The sequence below is a fragment of the Sphingomicrobium arenosum genome, assembly GCF_026157085.1.
In the GTDB taxonomy this organism is placed as follows: domain Bacteria; phylum Pseudomonadota; class Alphaproteobacteria; order Sphingomonadales; family Sphingomonadaceae; genus Sphingomicrobium; species Sphingomicrobium arenosum.
On the sequence record NZ_JANPVN010000001.1, the window covers coordinates 387811 to 405873 of the forward strand.

16 protein-coding genes and 1 pseudogene are annotated in these 18063 nt (G+C 60.6%); 9 read left to right on the forward strand and 8 right to left on the reverse strand.

Translation table 11 applies throughout. From position 1 onward, the window contains the following. Nucleotides 1–156 precede the first annotated feature (156 nt). From NUW51_RS01740 to NUW51_RS01755, 4 genes are all read left to right on the forward strand, one after another. Nucleotides 157–906 carry a Crp/Fnr family transcriptional regulator gene (locus tag NUW51_RS01740; protein ID WP_265562177.1) on the forward strand — a complete coding sequence of 250 codons (750 nt, stop codon included), beginning with the start codon at nucleotides 157–159 and terminating at the stop codon, nucleotides 904–906. Between the two features lie 326 nt (nucleotides 907–1232). Next, complete coding sequence (locus tag NUW51_RS01745) at nucleotides 1233–1403, forward strand: hypothetical protein (protein WP_265562179.1); 171 nt, start codon at nucleotides 1233–1235, stop codon at nucleotides 1401–1403. Between the two features lie 97 nt (nucleotides 1404–1500). Continuing rightward, the gene (locus tag NUW51_RS01750; protein WP_265562181.1) at nucleotides 1501–5883 is read left to right on the forward strand and encodes a chemotaxis protein CheB; all 4383 of its coding nucleotides are present in this window, start codon (nucleotides 1501–1503) and stop codon (nucleotides 5881–5883) included. 2 nt (nucleotides 5884–5885) lie between these two features. After that, on the forward strand, nucleotides 5886–6848 hold the full coding sequence (locus NUW51_RS01755; protein WP_265562183.1) for a chemotaxis protein CheB: 963 nt from the start codon (nucleotides 5886–5888) through the stop codon (nucleotides 6846–6848). 2 nt (nucleotides 6849–6850) lie between these two features. Here NUW51_RS01755 and NUW51_RS01760 read toward each other — a convergent pair whose 3' ends face one another. Together NUW51_RS01760 and NUW51_RS01765 are read right to left on the reverse strand one after the other, a co-directional pair. Beyond that, nucleotides 6851–7423, reverse strand: coding sequence for a DUF421 domain-containing protein (locus NUW51_RS01760; protein ID WP_265562185.1), 573 nt, complete (start codon nucleotides 7421–7423; stop codon nucleotides 6851–6853). 37 nt (nucleotides 7424–7460) lie between these two features. Next, on the reverse strand, nucleotides 7461–7610 hold the full coding sequence (locus NUW51_RS01765; protein WP_265562188.1) for a hypothetical protein: 150 nt from the start codon (nucleotides 7608–7610) through the stop codon (nucleotides 7461–7463). A gap of 267 nt (nucleotides 7611–7877) precedes the next feature. Here NUW51_RS01765 and NUW51_RS01770 point away from each other — a divergent pair, with 267 nt between their 5' ends. Genes NUW51_RS01770 through NUW51_RS01780 form a run of 3 tightly spaced genes read left to right on the forward strand, consistent with a single transcriptional unit; the run spans nucleotide 7878 to nucleotide 10842 of the window. Continuing rightward, on the forward strand, nucleotides 7878–8618 hold the full coding sequence (locus tag NUW51_RS01770) for an N-formylglutamate amidohydrolase (protein ID WP_265562190.1): 741 nt from the start codon (nucleotides 7878–7880) through the stop codon (nucleotides 8616–8618). Then, complete coding sequence (locus NUW51_RS01775; protein WP_265562192.1) at nucleotides 8618–9805, forward strand: tyrosine/phenylalanine carboxypeptidase domain-containing protein; 1188 nt, start codon at nucleotides 8618–8620, stop codon at nucleotides 9803–9805. The genes NUW51_RS01770 and NUW51_RS01775 overlap by 1 nt, the downstream gene beginning before the upstream one ends. Further along, nucleotides 9802–10842 carry an ATP-grasp domain-containing protein gene (locus NUW51_RS01780; RefSeq protein WP_265562194.1) on the forward strand — a complete coding sequence of 347 codons (1041 nt, stop codon included), beginning with the start codon at nucleotides 9802–9804 and terminating at the stop codon, nucleotides 10840–10842. Before NUW51_RS01775 ends, NUW51_RS01780 begins: the two co-directional genes overlap by 4 nt. A gap of 589 nt (nucleotides 10843–11431) precedes the next feature. On the opposite strand, the gene NUW51_RS01785 is transcribed toward NUW51_RS01780, so the two are convergent. Next, nucleotides 11432–13831 carry an autotransporter outer membrane beta-barrel domain-containing protein gene (locus tag NUW51_RS01785; RefSeq protein WP_265562195.1) on the reverse strand — a complete coding sequence of 800 codons (2400 nt, stop codon included), beginning with the start codon at nucleotides 13829–13831 and terminating at the stop codon, nucleotides 11432–11434. Here NUW51_RS01785 and NUW51_RS12855 point away from each other — a divergent pair. After that, a pseudogene (locus tag NUW51_RS12855) lies at nucleotides 13776–14090 on the forward strand (hypothetical protein); the annotation flags it as partial. The gene NUW51_RS01785 and the pseudogene NUW51_RS12855 overlap by 56 nt on opposite strands. 121 nt (nucleotides 14091–14211) lie before the next feature. After that, a complete protein-coding gene (locus NUW51_RS01790; protein WP_265562197.1) occupies nucleotides 14212–14919 on the forward strand; it encodes a YadA-like family protein in 708 nt (235 codons plus the stop codon). Between the two features lie 97 nt (nucleotides 14920–15016). On the opposite strand, the gene NUW51_RS01795 is transcribed toward NUW51_RS01790, so the two are convergent. From NUW51_RS01795 to NUW51_RS01810, 5 genes are all read right to left on the reverse strand, one after another. Then, nucleotides 15017–15670, reverse strand: a complete 654-nt coding sequence (locus NUW51_RS01795) for a S41 family peptidase (protein ID WP_265562199.1) — start codon at nucleotides 15668–15670, stop codon at nucleotides 15017–15019. A 114-nt stretch (nucleotides 15671–15784) separates the two neighbouring features. Beyond that, on the reverse strand, nucleotides 15785–15886 hold the full coding sequence (locus NUW51_RS12860; RefSeq protein ID WP_407696307.1) for a hypothetical protein: 102 nt from the start codon (nucleotides 15884–15886) through the stop codon (nucleotides 15785–15787). A gap of 36 nt (nucleotides 15887–15922) precedes the next feature. After that, nucleotides 15923–16267: a hypothetical protein gene (locus tag NUW51_RS01800; protein WP_265562201.1), complete on the reverse strand. Its 345-nt coding sequence runs from the start codon at nucleotides 16265–16267 to the stop codon at nucleotides 15923–15925. Between the two features lie 8 nt (nucleotides 16268–16275). Beyond that, nucleotides 16276–17406, reverse strand: a complete 1131-nt coding sequence (locus NUW51_RS01805; protein ID WP_265562203.1) for a S41 family peptidase — start codon at nucleotides 17404–17406, stop codon at nucleotides 16276–16278. 47 nt (nucleotides 17407–17453) lie between these two features. Continuing rightward, entirely contained in the window at nucleotides 17454–17948 is a 495-nt protein-coding gene (locus NUW51_RS01810) for a winged helix-turn-helix transcriptional regulator (protein ID WP_265562205.1), read from the reverse strand. Between the last annotated feature and the right edge of the window lie 115 nt (nucleotides 17949–18063).

Genomic DNA, 18063 nt, shown 5'->3' on the forward strand with positions numbered 1-18063 from the left:
AAAGGTGCTTCGCACTTTCTGTCAGCCGTCACTAAGGGAAGCGACAACATTTGTTTGGACTTTGGCGGTGTGCTCGAAGGAACTCCGCATCGAATGACCTGTTGTTTTTCATATATGGCCCCACGTAACGCTTCTCAAAGAAACAGCGGATCAGTCATGCCCACGGCCTCCTACGAGGCGGAGGCACCTTTGCATCATCTAGCGCGAAGGTTGCACAATTTCTCGGGACACGCTGTTCGTGACGACTTGGTGAACACCATTGTATCGGAGCGGGCATTCGAAGTTGACCAACCAGCCTGGAGCGACCGCGAGTATCTTGATCATCTTATCGTGATCGAGACGGGTTGGGCCTATAGCTTCAACCTGTTTCCCGATGGGCGCCGTCATATCAGTGAATTCTATGGACCCGGGGCTATTTGCAATTGGTCGCGTTTCTCGGATTTCGTCGAGCGCGATAATCTTCTTTTTAAATCCGGGGCGCAAATTCGGATGCTGGATCGAGACGCGCTGAGTCAGTTGTTCGAAGAGCGACCGGCAATAGCCACGCTCCTCAAAAGACATGAAGTGGCCCGAGCCATGCGTGCCTCTCAACGGGTCAGAGCCCTGATTACAGGAGACGCGCTCGACCGAATTAGAGTGATCCTTCTCGATCTGGTGGACGAGCTCGGCACGATCGCCAATAGCCCGGAATGGATGCCGTTGCCCTTCACTCTTTCGGAATTGTCGGATGTCGCTGGTATAACTCCAGTCCATCTCTCGCGCATGTTGAAAAAGATGACTGAGATGGGAGAAATCGAACGTAGCGACGGCCGGTTCAGACTGGAAAATGTTTCAACAATGGAGGCAGGAGTCGGATACAGGCGCTTTTTCGGAACTGCCAAAGTCCTGTCGCATGAACTGAATTAATCCAGTCTCCAGTAGAAATCACGTGCTGCCCCCATACGCGTGATGGTCGCAACCGTCTCACCATCTCGACAGATGTGCGAGCGCGCATCCTGTTCTGCGACCTTCGCGCAAAGGTTGAGAGCCGCATTCAAATCCCTGACGCCGTGCCCTCTGGTGATTGCCTGATTTTCATCGACTAAACGGACCCAGTATCCAAACATACGGTGACTCCTCGTTGCGCCATCCGAACATCACGATTTTCGCGCTCTCACAATCACATATGTTGTCGCGCCAAGTGCATCTCTCTGGTTTTGAAAGGTGGGGATCGTCGCGTGAGGAGTTGAATAATGGCTTTCAAAGAATGGAGTCGGGTCGAGGAGGAGCGACTGCTTTGTCTGACGGACGACCGGCTTCCGGCGAAAGTGATTGCCGCTGTCCTCGATCGAAGCGAGCAAGAGGTTCGGCGCAAGCGAGTGTCGCTGATCGCCTTCGGAGGAGATAATATGCGCGAAGCCTGATGGAGGCGATTAGCCGATCACTAGACTGTCACTCACCCGACATTCGCGTTAAGAGTGGTCTGAGTGCCTGGCTGAAGGCGAAACCCAAGGGGAGATAATGTCCAAGCTTGAATTCCCCATTATCGCCGTCGGCGCCTCAGCGGGTGGGATCGAGGCATTGAAGAGCCTCGTCGAGTGCCTGCCGGAAGATACGCAAGCCGCCTTCGTCATTCTGCAACATCTTTCGCCAGAATATGAAAGCCAGTTGACGTCAATTCTCGATCGGGCCGGCAACTTGCCCTGTATCGAGGCCGATCACGATATGCCGATCGAGCGTGGAAATATCTACGTCCTGCCGCCCGACCAATATCTGCGCATTGCCGACCACGGCCTTTTCAGCGAGGCACCCGATGCCCCGCGCGGCCAGCGAATGCCGATCGATTTCTTCATGCGGTCTTTGGCCGATGCCGTCGGCCCGCTAGCGGCGGGGGTGGTGCTGTCCGGCACTGGTAGCGACGGGACGCTGGGTCTGCGCGCGATCAAGGGCGCAGGCGGACTGACTTTCGCACAAAGCCCAGAAACGGCGTTGTATGACGGGATGCCGAAAGCGGCGATTGCCAATGACGATGCCGATCGCGTCCTGACGATCGCAGAGATCGCCCATGAACTCAGAGACTTTTCCGAACGGTCCTCCGAGGCGCGAGAGGCGGAGGGAGAAGAGAGCAAACAGCGCACGCTGGCGCCTGTCATCTCGCTCATCAGGGCTCGGATCGGTCACGACTTTTCGGCGTACAAAACCGGTACGATCGGGCGAAGGGTGCAGCGGCGAATGAACCTCCTCCGAATTGGAAAGATGAAGGAGTATATCGCGTATCTTCGAGACAATGATGACGAATTGCGGCATCTCTTCGATGATCTGCTCATCAACGTGACCTCCTTTTTCCGCGACGCCGAAATCTGGGAGGAGGTTGGCGACAAGATTGTCGCTCCCCTGCTCGAGAATAGCGACCAGGAGCATCCCGTAAGGGTCTGGGTGCCTGCCTGCGCAACAGGTGAGGAAGCCTATACCGTCGCGATGCTATTCGACGAATATTGCCGCAAGACCGATCGCACATTCTTCTGGCAGATCTTCGCGACCGATCTCGATGAGGATGCGGTGGCGACCGGCCGCGCTGGCCTCTATCCGCAGAGCATCGCCGGAGATGTCAGCGAAGAGCGGCTCAAACGATATTTCCAACAGGAAAATGATGGGCTTCGAATCCGCAAGGATCTAAGGGAACGGGTTGTTTTTGCTCAGCAGAATCTGCTCGTCGATCCGCCCTTTTCGAAGCTCGACATGATCAGCTGCCGCAATCTGCTGATCTACCTCGACAGTGAGCATCAGCGTCGGCTGATGGATACGTTCCGTTTCGCCATTCGCGAGGGCGGTTTCCTCGTGCTGGGAACGTCCGAAAGCGCGGGCGCGCGCGCGCGACATTTCGAGGTCGTATCGAAATCGGCGCATATCTACAAGCGCAAGCCTGGGCTCGCTACGCCGAATTTTGCGAAACGTCATGAGATCGCCAACGACCTGACGGCGTTGCGCCCCCCAATTCAGCGCCAGCAACTTAGGAAGAAGGATCTAGGCGAGCGAGTACGGCAAGCGCTTCTCGACCGTTACGCTCCAGCTGGTGCGGTCGTCGATCGTAACGGCGTCATCGCCTACTATACCGGGCCGATCCGACGTTTCACCGAGCTGCCCGAGGGGGAGCCGACCAGCAATCTGTTCAATATGCTGCCGGCCACGCTGCGCAGTTGCATGCGTGAGATCATCGAAGAGCTCCGTAACGGCGAGCGTCGCCTTGCCGGGAGGACGACGAAGGTCCGCAAAACCGACATGGACGAGAGCGTTTGCATCGAGGGGATGGTGCTTCGCGGCGGCGAAGAGGAGGAACCGCAATATCTGCTAACCTTCCAAACGGTCGATCACGTCGAGCATCCGGTTCACAACGCGAGAGAAGACGAGAGCGCCGATATCCGGATGCTCGAAAATGAACTGGCGATCCTTCGCGAAGATCTACAGACAACCGTCGAGGAACTCGAAACTTCGAACGAAGAACTGAAAGCTTCGCACGAGGAAGCGGTCGCGGCGAATGAGGAACTGCAGTCCGCCAACGAAGAGCTTGAAACGAGCCGCGAGGAACTGCAATCGCTCAATGAAGAACTGATCACCGTCAATCACCAGCTCGAGGACAAGATTGGCGAGGTCGAAAGCACCACCGACGATCTACAGAACCTCCTGACGTCCGCCCGGCTGCCGGTATTGTTTCTTGACCCCAAATTTCGAATTTCGAACTTTACGCCATCGATCCATTCGGTGGTCGAGCTGCGCGATGCCGACATCAATCGTCCCATCAGCGAGCTAGCAATGAAGGTCGAGGACGAAACGCTGCTTGAGGATGCCGAGGCGGTGCTCAGCGATCTCGTGCCGATCGAGAAGGAAATCATCTCAAACGAAGGCAAGACTTTTCTTCGTCGGATCCAGCCTTATCGCACGTCGGATCAACGAATTGGCGGGGTGGTACTCACTTTCACGGATATTTCCGACCAAGCGGAGACGGCGCGCCGCCTGAGCCAACGTGAGAAGCAGTCGGCTATCCTTGCCGATTTGGCCAGCGACGCGCTCAATCAGGCCGATGTGACCGATTATCTGAATTCTTCGTGCCAGAAACTGGCAGAGGGGATGGAGTGCCAGTTCGCAAAAGTTCTTCGTCTCGCGCCCGATGGCGGGGAATTCGAGCTGGTCGCCGGGACGGGGTGGAAAGCTGGGCAGATCGGAACCGCGAAAATTCCCGCCGATAGGCATAGCCAGGCAGGCTTCACCTTGATGGAGCAGGAACCCGTTTTGGTTCGCGATGTCGAAAGCGAACAGCGCTTTGGACCACCCGAATTCCTGAAAGAGCATAAGGTACGTTCCGGCATCAGCACGCTTCTTCGCGTCGATGGACGTCTGTGGGGCATCCTCAGTGTGCACAGCAAGGACCCTGACGAGTTTGACACCGATGACGTGGCGATCGTCGCCGGTGCCGCGGACATCGTCGCACTCGCGCTCGACCAGATCGGACGCGAGCAACGTCTGACAAAGGAACGGCTCAGCCTCTCGCTGGCCATGCGCGCTGCGGACCTTGGTATGTGGACCTTCGACCCCGAAGCCAAACAGGCGACGATGGACGACCGGGTCGCCGAAATGTTCGGCCTGCCGTCGGGTCGGCCCATCGAGATGGACGACATCGTCGCCCTGATCCACGGAGAGGATCTCGACGATGTGATGCACTCTTTGCAAAATTGCATTGATTACGGGTCGCCCTATGTCGCCGAGTTTCGCATTTCTCGAAAGGACGGTCGAACGCTCTGGTTGTCAGGCCGTGGCGAGCGGATCCTTCGCGACGGGAAGCGGCTGCTGCTCGGGGTGAATTCCGACATCACGCAGCGCAAGGATCAGGAAGAGCAAAGCCGCTTTGTGATGCGCGAGCTCGATCATCGCGTGAAGAACCTGCTCGCCATCATTCTCTCGATCGCTCAAATCACCGGGAAATCGGCCAAGGACCTCGACAGCTTCATCGAAAGCTTCAATGCTCGGCTCAATGCCATTTCGCGCACCCACGGCCTGCTTGCTCAGCAGAAGTGGAGCGGAACAAGTTTGCGCCGTTTAGTCGAGGAAGAAGTGATCGGCCAGAGCGAAGAGCATCAGGTGGTCGTCGACGGGCCCACCGTGTCGATTACACCCACCGCCGCGCAATCCCTGAGCATGCTTTTCCACGAACTCACCACCAACGCGCTCAAATATGGGGCGCTGTCGAAGGAGACCGGAACGGTTGCCGTAAAGTGGCGTCTCAGGGGCGAGAACGAAAACATGCTCCATCTGACTTGGGAGGAGAGGGGTGGCCCACTTGTGGAGCCGCCCGAGGCCACCGGCTTCGGTACCAAGGTGATCAAGCGGGTCGTTGGATCGCAGCTCAAGGCCGAAACCGATCTTCGGTGGGAGCCCGAAGGCGTCGCGCTGGATCTTCGCGTCGAGATCGACCGGATCCGGCCGAACAACGTCGACAAGTCTCTCAATCGCCGTATCGACCTCATGCAGATTTCACGCGGAGACGTGCGTAACAAACGCGTCATGGTCGTTGATGACGAATGGCTCATCGCCGAGCGACATTCGCAGGCCCTCGTCGGTGCGGGCGTGAATGTGGTCGGGCCCTTCACAGACTTGGAGGAGGCCATGGCGATGCCGATCGAAGATCTCGATGGAGCGGTGCTGGATTTCTCCCTCGGGGACGGGGTGACGATCGAACCACTCGCGGAACGGCTCAGCGGCGAACGGATTCCGATCGTCCTTGTGACAGGTTATAGCGAGAGCGTGTCGCTGCCGGCCCGAAGCGATCATTGGATTGTCGTACCCAAGCCTGCCAGCGATCAGGCAATCGTGGATCATCTCGCGCTGGCGCTGAAGCGCTCGGAGGATTGAGGATGCGCCGACAGGATCTCATCGCGATCGGAGGGAGTGCTGGCGCCATACCGGCGCTGGTAGAATTGCTAGAGAATTTCGCGCCCGACACTGGTGCGAGCCTCTTTGTCGTCATTCACCGCGCGGCGGAATCCCAGCATCTCAAGTCGATCGTCGAAAGGGCCAGCGCGGTCGAAGTGTGTGAGCCGGAAGAGGGCGATCCCATTCGTCCCAATTGTGTCTATCTTGCCCGACCCGACTGTCACATGCTCATCGGGCAGGAACATATCCACCTTCGAAGGGGGCCGCGCGAAAACAATTTCCGCCCGGCTATAGATCCGTTGTTTCGGAGCCTCGCCGTATTCGGATCAACGCGGAGCGCCGGCGTCATCCTTTCCGGCTATCTCGATGATGGCGCAGCAGGTTGCCGGGCGATTGCCAGCACCGGCGGCGAGATATTCGTGCAGGATCCCGCTGAGGCACTCTCGGGGCAAATGCCGCGAGCGGCGATCAGTGCGGTAGGTGAGCCGGAAGCGGTGACCGGAGCGGCAGATCTTGGTCGCCTGTTGTCCGATTGGGCAGGGCGCGAGGCTGCGCCGCCGGTGAAGGCCAGCGAAGCCGTCAAATTGGAAATGTTGATCGCCGGACTGGAGAAGGCCAGTATGCGCACCGAAGAGAAGCTTGGAGAATTGAGCCCTTACAATTGCCCCGACTGCAACGGGGTGTTGTGGGAGATCGAAGATGGAGAGCTCACTCGCTATCGATGTCATACGGGTCACGCCTATACGCGGGCATCGTTGGACGAGCGTCAGAATGAAGCGCTCGAACATACGCTTTATGACAGTCTTCGAGCCTTGCGCGAGAAGGTGGAGATGTTCCGGCAGTTGGCCCGCAAGGAACCCGAGCACGAAGAGCGGTGGCTTACGAGGGCAAAGGACTATCAGGAAGATGCCGAGACGATCGAGAGCATGCTGCTCGATCGTTGATGTTACTGTTCCGGCCAAGGCTCCCGATGTTTAAGAGATTTGCGATCATAAACGACGCCTGACATCACGTCGGCGTCTTCGATTTCCATGTCGCTTCTGGTGATTACCGAGAGCTGGCCGTCAGGCTCGATCACCACCCAATTCACGTCATTCACGCTGGTCACGCCTTCGCCGCGCAAGCGCGAAAGCACTTCTTGCCGGCTGATCCTCGAAGCGACCATCGCGTCGTCGAGCCACACCCCCTTGTGCAGCAGGAGACGCGGCTCCGCCTTGAAAGCGTCGTCAGCAACATCGGTCATCGCGAAGAATTTGGTGACGGCGAACTGACAGACGCCAAGCGTTGCCATCGCCACGATAGCGGACGCAAGACTGATGTCGGGAACCAGGATCCCGCTGGCAAGCAGACTTCCGGTCGCGACCGCGATCAACCAATCGAAATTGTTCATCTTGGCTGTGGCGCGCTTGCCGAGAAGCCGGACCAGAATGACCGTGTAGAAATAAAGAATGCAGGCGCCGAGGAAGACGCCGATCAGGCTACCGTCCGATGGCAACCAGAAGCTTAATTCGGTCGGCAATCAATGGCCTCCGGTCAGGACGAGCCGTCGGCACACATCAAAATACCCCGGCCAACGCGGTCTTTCCAGCATATGTTCTCGCCATGGCCTCATGAGCTTCCCGTGCTGCATTGGTCGGCGCCTTGCGAGCGAGTTCGCGTTCCTGGCGAAGCCGTTTCGCGAAATAGAGCCTGTCCTTTTCGGTCATTGTACCATCCCCCAATATTCTCCCAAGTCTACAAAGGGTTAGTGAGCGCTTCAACAACATTTGTTAGTCTGATTGCTAATCGCCACGGCTCTGGAAGGGTTGGGCAGGGCGCCGCTCATTTCGACGCGGATTTTCTAGTTTCCGCCGACTCGAATATCGCAACTCTATGGTCGGGCCGACCATTGGTGCGTGCATATGCGACATTCATTCGAAAATGACCTCGACAATGGGCCGGCCTGGGATTTCGTCCGGGGGCCGGGACCAGTCATGACGACCTCGATCCATGCCGGCCATCACGTTCGGCTCGAACTCCAGCCCTGGCTTTGCATCGAGGAAGTCGATCGGTTGCGCGAAGAAGATCCCATGACGGACTTTTTTCTGTCGGTGGGAAACACGCTTGTTCGGGCCAATCGCTCGCGTTTCGAATGCGACCTCAACCGATCGCGCGACCGATGTATCTCAAAGGATCCGGAGGACACCTGGGGGCTGACTATCTGGCGCGACGACCTTCCCGACGAACAGATGGAGAGATCTCGTCTATTGCACGACGAATTTTATCGACAGGCGAGTGCGCGGGTCGAGGCCCTGATCAAGGAGCACGGACGTGTGCTGGTGCTCGACCTTCACAGTTTCAATCACCTTCGCGACGGAAAGGAAGGCGATCCTGCGCCCAAGCCTGAGAATCCCGATATCGACCTCGGCGTTACGACGCTCGACAAAGCGATCTACGGAGATCTTGTCGAGCGGTTTGCGCGCCGACTGCGGAGTGTGCCGCTCAATGGCGAAACTCCCGACGTTCGTGAGAATAAGCGCTTCCCGGACGGGGGACATTTTCCCGAATGGCTGCATGCGCGCTACGGCGAAGATGCCTGCGTGATGACGCTCGAATATAAAAAGATCTTCATGGATGAGTGGGGACGCAGCGCGGACATTCTCGCGCTTCAATCGTTACGCCGCGGCCTGTCCCTTGCGGTTGGCGATGCGCGGCAGTGGCTGGAGCATCGCTAATGGTTGTGGGGCCTCGATACGAGTTGTCGCCGGCTGCCGTGCGGGTCGATGAATCGCTTGCACGGATCGATCAAAGTCTGAACTGGCTGCATTATTTCATGCCCACAAATATCGCCGCGGCCCGTAAAGCATTTGAGGAAGGCGGCCGCCGCGCGCTCCCGCCACTCGAATATGACGTGGTCGACATCGATCTTGATGATATCCGCAGAGAGCTCTTCTCCTTGCCGGTCCATGACATCGACGATCCCTTTATCGAAGTACTTCTGGTCGAGAAGCAGCGGGAGATCGATGCGCAGATCGAACTCATCCGAATGCGCAACCGCGAGGGCATCGCACTGGCTTCGATCGACCTGTTTGGTGCCGTTGGAGACCGAATGCGGAGCCGCGCCGAACAGATTCTCGAAACCGTCCCTGATGCTAAAGATCCAGACCTCGACTGCGACTGCGACGAGTTTCTCGAGGCGGCAGAAGGCGAGTTCGCTCGCCTGTCGGACCGGGGAACTCACTTTGTCCAGCGCGCCATCATCAACGCGAATGAGGGCACGGGATTATTCACCGAGGACGGCAACCTCAACATCCCTCGCGACTTTCGCGTCGCCCGCAGCCGGATCGCGCCACTGATCCAGCATGAAGTCGGGACGCATAGCGTCACGCGCCACAACGGCTTGCGCCAGCCGCTTACCACTCTGTCGATGGGATTGGCGGATTACGACGTCCTGCAAGAGGGCCTCGCCGTCCTTGGCGAATATCTCACGGGCTATCTTCCGCCAAGGCGCCTTCGCATGCTCGCTGCCCGGGTGATCGCCGCCGACATGCGGGTGCATGAGAAAAGCGACGGTGAAATCTATGCCGCCATGCGCGAGCAGTGTGGCCTAGGCGACGACGATGCTTTCGATACGATGCTGAGAGCGGCCCGCGGAGGGTGTTTCACGAAGGATGCGCTCTACTTGAAGGGGCTCGTCGAACTTGTCGCCTATCTTCATCATGGCGGCGACTACGAGATTCTGTTCCTCGGCAAGTTTTCACTCAAGCAGTTGCCAACGCTTGAAAAACTGGTCGACCGAGGGCTGCTCCACCCTCCCGACCTTCTCCCTACCTATCTCGACGGCGCCGCAGCGCGCGAACGGCTCGAAGCAGTGCGTCGTGCAGAGATAGTCGATCTTTATCAAGAAAGTCCCGCGTTATGAAAATCGCCTTCGTCGTCAATCGTGTCGCCACCGAGCAGGAGAATTACTCGTCGTCACGCATGGGGCGCGTCGCCCTGGCGCGCGGGCATGAGGTGGCGCTGATCGAGCTAGGGCAATTCATTTACGATGCCGATGGCAGCATATGTGCCCATGCCATCATCGCCCCGCAAAAACGCTTCCAGTCCGATGCCACCTATCTCGAGGCGGTGAAGTCGGTGGAGCCAACCCGGATCCGGCTCGATGACTATGACATCTTGCTATTGCGCTCCGATCCTGCGGACGAACTTGGTGAGCGTCCCTGGGCGCCCGCCAGCGCCCTGTTATTCGGCCAACTCGCTGCGAAGAACGGCCCCATCGTCCTCAATGACCCGAGCTTTCTGACCGATGCCGTCAACAAGACCTACTTTCAGCATTTCCCTGAAAAGGTCCGTCCCAGGACGTGCATCACACGATCAGAGGATGAGGTGCGCGCGTTTCTCGAAACGCAGGGTGGCAAAGCGGTCATCAAGCCGTTGCAAGGCTCAGGCGGGCAAGGGGTGTTCGTCCTCGATGAAGACAACCGCCAGAACCTTTCCCAGACCGTGGAAGCCGTGACGCGCGATGGTTATGCGATTGTCCAAGAATATCTGGCTGGCGCCGCCGATGGCGATATTCGACTGATCACGCTGAATGGTCGCCCACTAGTGGTCGATGGGACCTATGCCTGCCTACGCCGGTATAATGAGAGCGAGGACGCCCGGTCGAACATCTCGGCCGGAGGCAAGACCGAGATGATCGAACCGACCGATGACGTGTTGCGGGTCGCTGAACTGGTAGCGCCGAAACTGATCGCCGACGGCATGTATCTAGCGGGGCTCGACATCGTCGGTGACAAGATGATGGAGGCGAATGTCGATACTCCGGGGGCGATAAGCTATATGGATGATGCCTCAGGTAAGGACTTTACGGGTGCGATTATCGACGATCTAGAACGCAAGGTAAGGTTGCGCGAAGGCTATGGCGGACGGCTTTCCAACCGGCAGCTGGCAATGATCTGAGACGTGGGATTGGAAGCGGAACTTCACCGAATAGGGTCTACAAGCCATCTGTAAACTATTGATCTGAAACGATCGAATTTGGCGCAGTTTACAGCAGGAATGTCAGAAAACTGCCATTTCATGGAGCTTGGGAAGCTCCTGCTCTACCATTGAGCTACACCCGCCTCGCGTTGGAGACGCTCATAGATTCCTAAGTTTCCACGTCAAGGTCTCATGTAAACTGCGCCGTTTCAGGCTTAAGGCGATCCCGTGCATTTGCGTGAGAAGACAATGCGTTAATCGCGAGTCTATGTCTGCTGGCGTGTAAATTACGAGGAGAAGTTGGCATGGCATCTGGGTCTTCGAGCTTTGCGCGGCGACAATTCCCCGACTTCGGTCGGCTCCCTGCCTTAAGATCAGTCAGCAGATGCTCGAGCAAAGGTCCGCAGCTGGCCGATGGCAGACGGCTCACTCTTGGAGTTGCCCTCCATCCAAGCATCCTTCCGGCTTGGCGGGTCTAAAAAGCCGTCATCGACCGTTCGTCGCCGACGCCAAGAAGGCGCATGAAACGAACGGTCGGGAACGTGCGGTCGTCGCCGCGCAGGCCGGCTTAGAAATGCCAACCGAACGCGGCGTTGACCGAATGATCTTCGACCAACGAGCCGATCTGACCGCGATAGTCGAGCTGGAACGACAGCCGTTCGGTGCCCTGCCAGCGCAGTCCGGCTTCAAGCAGTAGCGAGGTTGCATCGATCGGTGTGGCGATGGGCGCAAAGGCCGCCGCATCGTCCATGCCCTGCAGGCGGAAATTCCCGCTGATCGCATCACTGTCGACGAAATAGGCACCGCCCGAGGCGAAGAGCGACATCCGATCGGTGACCCGCTTACCGAGTTCAAGCTTGGGTGCGGCACTGACGTACCAGCGAGCCGAATTGTCGCTCTCGACCCCGAGCCCTTCGAGCCCGGCTTCATCGAAACTGCCAAAACCCAACCGCATCGCGCTGACATCCAGTTGCGGCCGGATCGAGACCCCGGCGAGCATGGTTTCGTAACCCACCCCCGCGGTGACCTGGCGATAGTCGGTGCGCATCTGCGCGGTGCCGATCCCGGTCATGAAGATCGACTGGCGTCGTACCATGTCCAGTTGCTGCCACCCCAAGGTGGCGGCAAGCGAGAGACGGAGGTTGCCAAGGTCCTGGGTAAGGCCGCCCCCCGCGTTGGTGCTGAGGAAGGATTGGCCGAAATCGCTTGCATAGCCGAGCGCAATGCCGGCATCGGATGCGATCATCTGATAGTCGAGCGCGATCGTATCGGCGATGACCAATCCATTGTCGGTGCCCGATCCGCCGGTCGAGACGAGGATGACGGGTTCGGCATCCTCCAACCAGTTGAGCGTGACGACTAATTCGCCTGCGACGAATGCGTTGCCGGTCGCATCGATACGATCCGAGGCGTAGGGGCCGAAAGCGACGTCATAATAAACGGTGCCACCGGCTTCCTGGATGAAGTCTCCATCCAGTGCGACCTGGCTGATGACGCCGGTCCCGAAGAAGATATTGTCGCTGTCTTCGATCGCCCCGATCTCGCGGGTTTCACCAGCGAGGAGGTCGACGGGATAGCTTGACGACGCGCGCCCGAGGAAAAGCTCTCCCTGGTTGCGGAACGTCCCGCTACCGTCGCCATCGGCAAGGTCGAGCGTGTCGATCGTCACGAAGCTCGCATCGGCGCTGTTGACGACCTCGTTGTTCCCGCCGCCGAGATAGATGTTCCCGACCGTGATACCATCGTTGATGAGGCGGTCATTCCCATCGGTGCCGGTCATCGCGACGCCCGAGACAGCGCTCAGGGTCGATGCGACGGTGACGACATTGTCGTTGCCACCGATCAGCGCGATCCCCACGCCGTTCCCGGCACCGCCGCGAACACCACCGAGGATGGTAGCGCTAATGTCGCCGCGCGCATCGAGCGCGCTGCTCTCGAGCCTCATGCCGACGGAGTCCATGCCGTTGGCGAAGATCATTCCCGCAACATCGAGCGAGATCGATCCGCTCTCGCCATCGGCGACGCTCGCGAGATCGAGCCCGACCGAATGGTCGCCGTGCATGACGACATTTCCGCCGATATCGACCGCGATGTCGCCGCTGGAAACACTACCGCGGGAGGCAAGAGCGATCGCCGTCGACAAATCGCCGGCCATCTCGGCGCTGCCAGCAAGGCTGACCCCGATGTCGCCTGCCGCGCCATCACTGGCGAGGCTTTCGAAGTGGAAACCGCTCGAGGCTTCGCCGAGCATCAGCAGGTCACCGCCAATGCTTGCCGTGAGCGCGCCGCCGTTGCGACCCGAACTGCTCACCAACATCGCCGTTGCACTAAGACCCTCGGCATAAAGAGAGCCGCCGATGACGATATCCACGTCACCACCGTCACCGAGACCGCCCGCGCTGCCGGCGAAATGCCCATCGACGAAACCGCCGCCGCCGCCGAGCGACTGGGCGACCAGTCCGATCGCGCCGTCCCCCAGCGTGGCGACATCGCCCCCGACGCTAGCGTTGATTGAACCGCCATTACCCTGTTTGTCGTCCGACAGGGTGACCGAGGCCGTCGCGATCTCGCCGAAGACCGCACCCCCGCCACCGCCGATGCTCTGCATGACGATACCATGCGCGCCATTGCCCTGCGTAATGACCGAGCCTTCGACGGCGATATCGAGCATGCCGCCGTTGCCGATGGCGCCATCGGTGCCGCCAAACCGTACATCGGCGCTTTCCACGCCATTGAAACGGGCATCGCCGCCACCGCTGCTGATCGATTGGACGACCAGCCCGATAGCGCCGTTGCCTGCCGTCATCACGTCGCCGCCGAGCGCGAAATCTACCGCGCCGCCGTGGTTGGCGATGCCGCCCTGTGCGCCAAAGGTGAGGTCGGCCGAAGCCCCGCTGTTCCGATCGGTGTCGATGGCGAGGCGTTCGACCTCGGCCGTGGCCTTTTCCGAAGCGAACGATTTCGGCACGGCCGTGGGCTACGATGCCCTGGCTTTCGGCGTCGGCGCGGTCGCCATGGGGTACGGAGCCGATGCGCTTTACGACTATACCGTAGCGATCGGCTTTGGCTCATCGGCCAACGGCAATGATGCGATGGCGATCGGCTATAACACTGATGCCGACGGTAATGCCGCGATCGCCATCGGGGCCCTAGCGGATGCCATCGGCAATTTTACGACCGCTATCGGCGACAATGCGAATGCCGAGGGCACGGCTTCGAGTGCTTTCGGTGCCTCGGCCAATGCGGTCGGTTCGTCTTCGAGCGCTTTCGGTGCGACGGCTTCGGCCACTGGCGCTAGCGCGACTGCCGTCGGCGCGGGTTCGCTTTCGGAAGGGGACCTCACGACGAGTGTCGGGACGACCGCCAAAGGCGCTCGGAAACAGTTCGACCGCCGTCGGCGCGACTGCCAGCGCGTCGGCGATCCAGTCGACCGCGGTCGGCGTCGGTGCCGAAGCCGAAGGCGTCCAGTCGATGGCGCTCGGCGCCTATTCCGAAGCCGGCGCGGATGGCTCGATCGCCATCGGCACCGGCGCCCAGACGGGCGATGAAGCGACCAACAGTGTCGCGCTCTGCTATGGTTCGGAAGCGACTGAGGCGAACACCGTCTCGATCGGTGCGGTCGGGAGCGAGCGTCGTCTCACCAATGTCGCCGCCGGGATCAACGATACCGACGCGGTCAACATGGCGCAGCTGTCGCAATTCTACGACGCCGTCGATGGATTTGCGGATACGACCTCGGCCATGCTCGACGATCATGAAAGCCGGATCGTCGCGCTCGAGAATGTCACGTTCAACCTTGGCGAGACCCTCGGCCGTCTGGACGAGGAAATCGACGGGTCGACCGCGGTCGCCGTTGCCATGACCGGCAATGCCCTCATCCCCGGCAAGCAGTTTGCGATGACCGGCAATGTCGGCACCTACAACGGCGCCTGGGCGGCCTCGCTCCAGCTCGGCGCGATGGTGGCCAAGGACATGGCCGTCAATGCCGGCATTGCGACCGGCTTCAACAAGGGCGGCAAGACCGGCGCGCGCGTCGGCTTCACCCTCGGCTGGTAAGCAGATGAGTGGGCGGCGCGGCGTCGGGAGACGCCCGCCGCCTTATCCCCCCGATCTTTCTTGCCGCGCTATCGACGGCTCGCGCGACGGTCGACCGTCAGACCCCACCGCCGATTGCCAGCGCCGTCGAGCGCGATATTCCGCAGGCCTCACCCGAGCTTATGGCCCGAGTGGGAAGATACTGTTCGCGCGGTTGTCCCGAGGGCGAGAAGAGTTTTTCGGTGGGCAGGGTGATCGTGAAGGTCGCACCGGGAACGTCGAAGGTCTCGACCGCGCCCTTGAGCCGCGCCATCGCGCTGCCCCGGACCTCGGCGCCCATAGCGTGCATGCCGATGGCGAGCCCTTCCCCCATCGACCCGGTCCAGCGCCCGACGAGGATGGTGGGAAGCGTCGCCCGATACTTGCCGGCGCGCGGCAGGACCTGCTCCTGCCACTGCCGCGCGATGCCCGTTTCTCGCCTGTCGACCGGCCGTCGATGCACCTGATAGACCCGGGGGCGATCGACGAACCATCCCATGATCGCACGCGCCACGACCGTATTGCCGCCCGACGGAGTGTCCCTGAGGTCGAGGAAGAGGCTGCGGTCGTCGGGAATGCCCGCCATCGCCCGATCGAAGGCCTCGATCGTTTCCATGTCGCCGAGACTGTTGTTGAAGCGGATCACCGCCATCTCATCGGCAATGCACAGGTCGATGGGCGGGCGGGGCTCGTCTTCGAGCGAATAGAGCGAGGGCAATTCGACGTGCCGCAAACCTCCCGATGGGTCGCGAAGCGTGAGGCGCCGCGACCGGTCACGCCGTCCGGCGACGAGGACCCGTGCGGCATAGGCGGCGCGCTCGCCGACCGGCGCCAGCCCGAGATCGGCCTAGAAGGCATGGACGGCCGGCGCGATGCGAATGCCATCGACCGCCACGAGCCGGGTGCCTTTCTCGACGCCTACCTTGGCGGCGGGGCTTCCCGCTCGCACGGCGTCGATGACGAACTCACCGTCCCGCTTGATGATCTACAGGTCCGTGAAGCTGCGCACCAACGACCAGCTGTCGCGGAACGAGCGACCGGTGATCGCATGATGATCGGCCAGCGTTGCAAGGCGAATCTCCGCATAGGCCAGCAGCGAGCGCTCGTCTTGAACCTCTCGCCGCAGCCTTTCCAGCACGGCGGATTGGGGCAGGGCGCCCCCGGGCAAGTCGTCGAGATAAGCGTATTGGTGGCTGATCAACGCATCCAGCTCTTGCGCCAGTTGGGCCGGGGGGCGGCCAGCCGGGGCCGCGCCGGAAAGCGCCAGTGCGCCTGCCACGACCGTCAATCGCGCGACGATCGCTGTCGCCGAGCCGGAGACAAATGCCATGGCTCGCCTCAGGGCTCGACCTTGGCGGCGAGGGCGTCGCGCTCATCTTCGGGGACCCCCAGTCGCTCGAGCGCGACGCCCAGCGCCGAGCCGCTGCCGACGGCGATGTCGGGCGACACGCCGGTTCCTTCCCAGCCGATGCCATTGGCAGGATCGTAGGTGCGTCCCGCCGGGACGAAGGCTTGGAAGGTCTGGCTGATCGGGATGATCCCGCCGAAATTGCCAGCGCCTCTCGTCGTCTCTCCCACGAGCAGGCCGCGTCCCATTTTCTTGACGGCGAGCGCGAGATGCTCGGCGGCCGAGCCGGTGGTGGGGGACGTCAGCAGGATGAGCGCCGTGTCCGCGAGTTTGGGTTCTGCCGCGGGCATGGCGCGGTGCATGAGGCGGACGCTGGTTTCGGGGCTGTCGATGCGCATTAGGTTCGGCCCTTCTGCGAAGGGGCCGCCGTCCATCTCGAAGACCTGCCGCCGGATTTCCATGACGAGCAGGTCGGTGGTCTCGGTCAGGAGGTGGGAGAAGAGGAAATCGATCTCGCGCAAGCCGCCGCCCCGATTGTGGCGCAGGTCGATGATGAGAGCGCTCGGGACATGGTTCGGTCGCAGCAGGTCGTCCAGCTGTCGCATGGTCGCCTCGTCGCCCCACAAGCTGTCGAAGCGAAGATAGTGGATGCCATGGCCAAGCTGCTCGGACGACAGGAGCGACGACGGCGGCATGTCCATCGACGGCCCGGCATCGCCGGGGCCGCCCGGTCCGCCGCCTTGTTGCCTGACTTCCAAGCGCAGGTGGCGATCTTCGTGGATCGAGCGCAATTCATCGGTGATACGCTGCGCGAAGACGGCGGGATCCGGCGCGACGTCGTCGAGGCGCTCGGCGCGGTCACGCAGGAATGCGGCATACCGCTCGCCCTCGCTCGGGAGCACATACATCTGCTCGAGCAAGTCCGCCAATTGGAGAAGCGCGAGCCGCCGCTCCGCCGCCGGGGTCGTCGCGCCGACCTGCTCGGCAACTGCCGGACGGGCGGTGACGTCGCGCGCGTCAGCGGTAGCGCAGGCCGAGATGGTGGCGGCCAGCGCAACGCTGAGGGCGCCGCGAACCGGACGCGATGCGGCGAACGGGCGAAGAGGTCGTGTCTTGGTCATGAAATTCCTCGATGACGATGGTGCCGTTCCCGGGAACAGGCGGGAAATTACGTGGTCGGCAGTCTTTCAGGGGCGAATTGTTCGGCAAATCTCGACCGATAGTCCTGGTGCTTGAGCGCCTTCGCCATGGCGTCGAGCGCGGCGACAAGGTCGCAGCCGATCTCCTCGAACAGACGGCGATTGACGATGGCAACATCGTCCATGAAGTGGTCGAGAATCTCCCATTGCTCGACCCCCAAGGAGGTGAGCTGATACTCGCTGCGCCGTCCATCGTTCGGGTCGGCCGTCTTGGTCGCCAGCCCCTGTTGCACCAGCCGTTGCAGCCGCTGGGCAATGAGCTGGTGCGACTGGCCGAGCTGGCGCGCGATCTCGGTGAGCGACCGGCGGGTGCCGGGGGCAAGGGCGTGGAGGGTCGAGGTCCCCTCCACGGGCATGACGAGGCCGCGCGCGGCATGCACTTGCGCAATCTGCTGCGTGGCAAGGGCGAGGACGTCCTGAAGACGTTTTCCCAGATACCCTTCGTCGTCGAACGATCTACTCATGTTGGTCGTATCTCCGCAATCAATTGCGCAACTACTTGCATAAATGGTGGGGGCGCGCAAGAACTGCAGGATCTCGCTGCGAAACAGAGATTGTCGTGGCGCGAGGCGTCTCCTG

Bases quoted from the DNA above. Each gene is read 5' to 3' on its own strand.
- NUW51_RS01780 (WP_265562194.1), top strand. From the start codon at position 9,802: ATGAAAATCGCCTTCGTCGTCAATCGTGTCGCCACCGAGCAGGAGAAT.
- NUW51_RS01810 (WP_265562205.1), bottom strand. From the start codon at position 17,948: ATGAGTAGATCGTTCGACGACGAAGGGTATCTGGGAAAACGTCTTCAG.
- NUW51_RS01765 (WP_265562188.1), bottom strand. From the start codon at position 7,610: ATGACCGAAAAGGACAGGCTCTATTTCGCGAAACGGCTTCGCCAGGAA.
- NUW51_RS01800 (WP_265562201.1), bottom strand. From the start codon at position 16,267: ATGGCATTTGTCTCCGGCTCGGCGACAGCGATCGTCGCGCGATTGACG.
- NUW51_RS01805 (WP_265562203.1), bottom strand. From the start codon at position 17,406: ATGACCAAGACACGACCTCTTCGCCCGTTCGCCGCATCGCGTCCGGTT.
- NUW51_RS01755 (WP_265562183.1), top strand. From the start codon at position 5,886: ATGCGCCGACAGGATCTCATCGCGATCGGAGGGAGTGCTGGCGCCATA.
- NUW51_RS01770 (WP_265562190.1), top strand. From the start codon at position 7,878: ATGACGACCTCGATCCATGCCGGCCATCACGTTCGGCTCGAACTCCAG.
- NUW51_RS01750 (WP_265562181.1), top strand. From the start codon at position 1,501: ATGTCCAAGCTTGAATTCCCCATTATCGCCGTCGGCGCCTCAGCGGGT.
- NUW51_RS01740 (WP_265562177.1), top strand. From the start codon at position 157: ATGCCCACGGCCTCCTACGAGGCGGAGGCACCTTTGCATCATCTAGCG.
- NUW51_RS01775 (WP_265562192.1), top strand. From the start codon at position 8,618: ATGGTTGTGGGGCCTCGATACGAGTTGTCGCCGGCTGCCGTGCGGGTC.
- NUW51_RS01745 (WP_265562179.1), top strand. From the start codon at position 1,233: ATGGCTTTCAAAGAATGGAGTCGGGTCGAGGAGGAGCGACTGCTTTGT.